The following is a 4685-nucleotide window of genomic DNA, read 5'->3' as shown; positions in this document are numbered from 1 at the left end:
AATACGCGCGTGATAGGCGCAGTAGGGCAGTCCGGTGACGGCATTGCCGCCGCAGAAGTAGAATTCGCCGCTGGCCGGGTCGCCGATCGGCCATTTGCAGGTCTGTTCGTTCAGCTCCAGCAGCGTGCGGCGCTGTCCGATCGGGATGACGTTTTCGACCGGCGACGGATCGGTATCGACCTCGTAATCGTAGGCAAAGGCCTGGGCCAGAGCAGTGTTGCCGCGTATCGCCGGACGCGCCACGCGCAGCATATGCGATGTCCGTGGCTTGCGCTGCCTTGGCGCTGCGGAGGATGGCGCCTTGGTCCGGCCGGAGAGACCAAGCCGGTGTACCTTGCCGATCACCGCATTGCGGGTGATGCCGCCGAGTTCCGCTGCGATCTGGGAGGCCGAAAGGCCGTCGGACCAGAGCTTTTTCAATTGTTCGACCCGTTCGTCCGTCCACGTCATGGGTTTCTCCTGTTGGCCACGCAGGCGCTGCCGTCCGCAGAATCCGATCCCGTCACCGGACAGCCTCAAGGCTGCCAGCGTGACGCCACCTACGCAGATTTACTGACTTAGACTGTCCGCCGCACGAGATGTCGTATCTGACAGGGGTGACACTACACAATCGCTGGACTCGGCCGCAAGAGTCCCTGGGCCACACGTCCCCACCCTGATCGACCCCAACGCCTGCTTTTCCACGCCTTATTGCGCGCCGTTCCGCTGACGGCATTCGGTCCGGTCGGTTGACACCCAAAGGGCCGCACCTAGAATGCGTTTCGAAGTGCCGCCCGCCGGGGCGGCATATTTCATTTGAGCACGGACATCGCCTGGCGGGGTTCAGGCGGTCCGGCACAATGACGGATCGTTTTGCCGTGGCCTCGCATCTGATGCCGACTTACGCCCGTGCCGATCTCGCCTTCGAGCGGGGCGAGGGTGCGTGGCTGATCGCAACCACGGGCGAGCGCTATCTGGATTTCGGTTCCGGCGTCGCGGTGAACGTGCTCGGTCATGCGCATCCGGCGCTGGTCGAGGCGCTGACCGATCAGGCGCACAAAGTCTGGCACGTCTCCAACCTGTTCCGCATTCCCGAAGCCGAGCGGCTGGCCGACCGGCTCTGCGCAGCCTCGTTCGCGGATCTCGTGTTCTTCTGCAATTCCGGTGCAGAGGCGATGGAAGGCGCGATCAAGACTGCGCGCAAATATCATGCCGTGTCGGGCCATCCCGAGCGCGTCGACATCATCACCTATGAAGGTGCCTTCCATGGCCGGACGCTGGCGACGCTCGCCGCCGGCGGCCAGAAGAAATATCTCGAAGGCTTCGGTCCGGTCGCCGGCGGTTTCATCCAGGTCCCCTTCGCCGATCTTGAGGCCACCAAAAAGGCGGTCGGCCCCACCACCGCCGCGATCCTCATTGAGCCGGTCCAGGGCGAGGGCGGCGTTCGCGTGGTGCCGCCGGAATTTCTGCGCCAGCTGCGCCAGCTGTGCGACGACAACGGTCTGATGCTGGTGTTCGACGAGGTGCAGACCGGCATTGGCCGCACCGGCGATCTGTTCGGCTATATGCATTCGGGCATCGCGCCCGACATCATGGCGCTGGCCAAGGCGCTCGGCGGCGGCTTTCCGATCGGGGCGTTCGTTGCGACCGCGGAAGCCGGCAAGGGTATGACCGCCGGCACCCATGGTTCGACCTTCGGCGGCAATCCGCTGGCGACGCGCGTCGGCAATGCCGTGCTCGATGTCGTTCTTTCACCCGGCTTCCTTGAAAATACCCGGCGGATGTCGCTCCTGCTCAAGCAGCGCCTAGCCGAGCTGAAGGACCGCTATCCGTCGGTCATCGCCGAAGTGCGCGGCGAGGGGCTGCTGCTCGGGCTCGTCTGCGTCGTGCCGAATACCGATATGGTCGCCGCCTTGCGCAACGAAAAGCTGCTGACGATCGCTGCAGGCGACAATGTCGTGCGTCTCCTGCCGCCCCTGATCATCGACGACTCCCAGGTTGCCGAGGCCGTCGCCATGATCGATCGCGCCTGTGCGAAACTCGCGCAGGCCGCCAAGCCCGTGACAGAAACGGCCGTGTGATGCCAAAGCGCAGCGTCCGGCATTTCATCGACCTGATCGACCTGCGACCGGCGGACCTGCGCGCGATCATTACCGCTGCGCGTGCCATGAAGAAAGCACGCGGCCGCGGCACGCGTCCGCTGTCCGGCCAGACCATGGCCATGATTTTCGACCGGCCTTCGACCCGCACCCGCATCTCTTTCGAAGTGGCGATGCGGCAGCTCGGCGGCGACGTCATTGCGCTGACCGGCCAGGAAATGCAGCTCGGCCGCGGCGAGTCGATCCCCGATACCGCGCGGGTGATGTCGCGTTTCGTCGATGCGGTGGTGATCCGCACCCTGGAGCACGATCTGGTCACCGAGCTTGCGCAGCACGCCACCGTGCCGGTCATCAATGCGCTGACCAAGCAGTCGCATCCGTGCCAGGTGATGGCCGACGTCATGACCTTCGAGGAGCATCTCGGCCCGATCAAGAGGAAAACCGTGGCTTGGACCGGCGACGCCAACAACGTGCTGACATCCTGGATGCACGCCGCCGAGCGCCTCGATTTCCGCCTCAATGTGGCGACGCCGCCGGAACTGAAACCGCAGCCCTGGCTGCTCGACTGGATCGCGCAATCCGGTGCACCGATTCATATCGTCACCGACCCGGAAGAGGCCGTGCGCGGCGCTCATTGCGTCGTCACCGACACCTGGGTGTCGATGGGCGACGAGGACAGCGAAACCTACCGGCACAATCTGCTGAAGCCCTATCAGGTCAATGCCAAGCTGATGGCCAAGGCCCGCCCGGATGCCATATTCATGCATTGCCTGCCGGCGCATCGCGGCGAGGAAGTGACCGACGAGGTCATGGACGGGCCGCAATCGGTGGTGTTCGATGAGGCCGAGAACCGCTTGCATGCGCAGAAAGGCATTCTTACTTGGTGCCTGAACGCCACGCCGCGATAGGCGAGCTGTTGCGATGATCCCGTCATGCCCGGCCTTGCGCCGGGCATCCACGTCTTTCTTGTCGTAGTCAAGGCGTGGATGGCCGGGTCATCGGCGAGCGAACCGACGCCGTTCTTCGAACGGCTTTGCCCGGCCATGACGACAATGGTTTTTCGCCGAAGCTTCAACCCATTTATGCCCCGATGGACATCGAAATCCCGACCCGCACTCCCTCCCAGCATTCCCCCGACGACAGCATCCTGCCCTTCGAGGTGGCGGCGCTGGATCTGCGCGGGCGTGTGGTCCGGCTCGGCCCCGCGATCGACGAAATCCTCACCCGGCACGACTATCCGCTGCCGGTTTCCAAGCTGCTGGGCGAAGCGATCGCGCTTGCGGCATTGTTCGGCTCCTCGCTGAAATTCGACGGACGCTTCATCCTGCAGACCCAGAGCGACGGCCCGGTACGCATGCTGGTGGTCGATTACGTGACCGGGGGGCGTATTCGCGCCTGTGCGCGTTTCGACAAGCAGCGCGTTGCCGAAGCGATGACGAGCGGCAAGGTCTCGGGCGGCGACCTGCTTGGCCGCGGCCATCTCGCCATGACCATCGACCAGGGCGCCGACATGAACCGGTATCAGGGCCTCGTTGCGCTGGATGGCGGCGGGCTGGAAGCGGCGGCACATGAATATTTCCTGCGCTCGGAACAGATCCCGACGCGCGTGCGGCTCGCGGTTGCCGAGGAGATGCGGCGCGGCGACAGCGGCATGACGCATTGGCGCGCCGGCGGCATCATGCTGCAATTCCTGCCCAAGTCGGAAGAGCGACAACGCATGCCGGATCTGGATCCGGGGGATGTCCCGGAGGGCGTCGCATTCGAATCCGTGCCGGAAGACGAGGCCTGGATCGAGGGCAAGGCGCTGGTTGAAACCGTGGAGGATATCGAACTGATCGATCCCGATCTCTCCACCGAGCGGCTGGTCTACCGGCTGTTCCACGAGCGCGGGGTGCGCGTATTCGACAGCACCAATGTCGCGGCGCAATGCTCCTGTTCGCGCGATAATGTCGAGGCGATGCTGAAAAGCTTCTCGCAGGATGATCGCGACCACATGGTCGAAGACGGCAAGATCGCGGTGACCTGCGAGTTTTGCAACCGCACCTACGACTTCGCACCGGACGAAGTGGGTACGAGGGGACTTGAGGATTAGGAGCAAGGGCCGCTTGCTCGGTTTATCTCTGCCAGCTCGCGGGGAGAACTCAGTCGTTCAAGGGGCAACTGGCCGGAGGCTGGGCGGGGAATTTATGAGCCGCCGAGATTCGCCTTCAAAAAATCCTGGAAGGTTGCCCAGGATTTCCGGTCGGCGTGCTCGCGGTAAACCGGCGCGCCGAACACCGTGAAAGCATGCGGGGCGCCGGAATAAATCTCGAGGTCGTATCTGACGCCGGTCTTTTCCAGCTCCTCGACGAAGGCTGCGACCTCGGGCATCTTGATGATGGTGTCGGCACCGCCATGCGCCACGAAGATCGGCGGCGTATCTTTGGCATAGCTTTGGCCCGCCGGCGTCGCGAGCCCGCCATGGAAGCTGGCATAGCCCTTGACCTTGTTCGCCTTGCCTGAGCGTGCGAGTTCGAGCGTTGCGGTGCCGCCAAAGCAATAGCCCATCACCACCACATTACCCTGGCTGCGTTTCTGCGCCTCGGAGAGGCCGCCCAGCAACAGGCT

At 63.9% G+C, this 4685-nt stretch carries 5 protein-coding genes; 3 read left to right on the top strand and 2 right to left on the bottom strand.

Annotated elements, in window-relative coordinates; genetic code table 11:
• On the bottom strand, positions 1-450 hold a 450-nt coding region (locus ACK41X_RS22585), incomplete at its 3' end, for a GcrA family cell cycle regulator (RefSeq protein WP_409728302.1).
• Between the two features lie 389 nt (positions 451-839).
• Between ACK41X_RS22585 and ACK41X_RS22580 the strand changes: the two genes are divergently transcribed.
• The 3 genes from ACK41X_RS22580 to ACK41X_RS22570 all read left to right on the top strand — a co-directional run bounded on the left by ACK41X_RS22580 (position 840) and on the right by ACK41X_RS22570 (position 4170).
• Positions 840-2060, top strand: coding sequence for an aspartate aminotransferase family protein (locus ACK41X_RS22580; RefSeq protein WP_409728300.1), 1221 nt, complete (start codon positions 840-842; stop codon positions 2058-2060).
• Entirely contained in the window at positions 2060-2986 is a 927-nt protein-coding gene (gene argF / locus ACK41X_RS22575; RefSeq protein ID WP_409728297.1) for an ornithine carbamoyltransferase, read from the top strand. The genes ACK41X_RS22580 and argF overlap by 1 nt, the downstream gene beginning before the upstream one ends.
• Positions 2987-3168: 182 nt before the next feature.
• Positions 3169-4170 (top strand): Hsp33 family molecular chaperone, encoded by a 1002-nt coding sequence (locus ACK41X_RS22570; RefSeq protein ID WP_409728294.1) that lies wholly within the window; start codon positions 3169-3171, stop codon positions 4168-4170.
• Positions 4171-4262: 92 nt separating this feature from the next.
• Here the strand turns inward: ACK41X_RS22570 and ACK41X_RS22565 are convergent.
• Positions 4263-4685: dienelactone hydrolase family protein (locus ACK41X_RS22565; protein WP_409728292.1), on the bottom strand; the 423-nt coding region annotated here is incomplete at its 5' end.

The organism is Pseudorhodoplanes sp., from assembly GCF_046289595.1.
In the GTDB taxonomy this organism is placed as follows: Bacteria; Pseudomonadota; Alphaproteobacteria; order Rhizobiales; family Xanthobacteraceae; genus Pseudorhodoplanes.
Note: the sequence above shows the minus strand (reverse complement) of the source record. Positions and strands in the feature narration are given on the sequence as shown.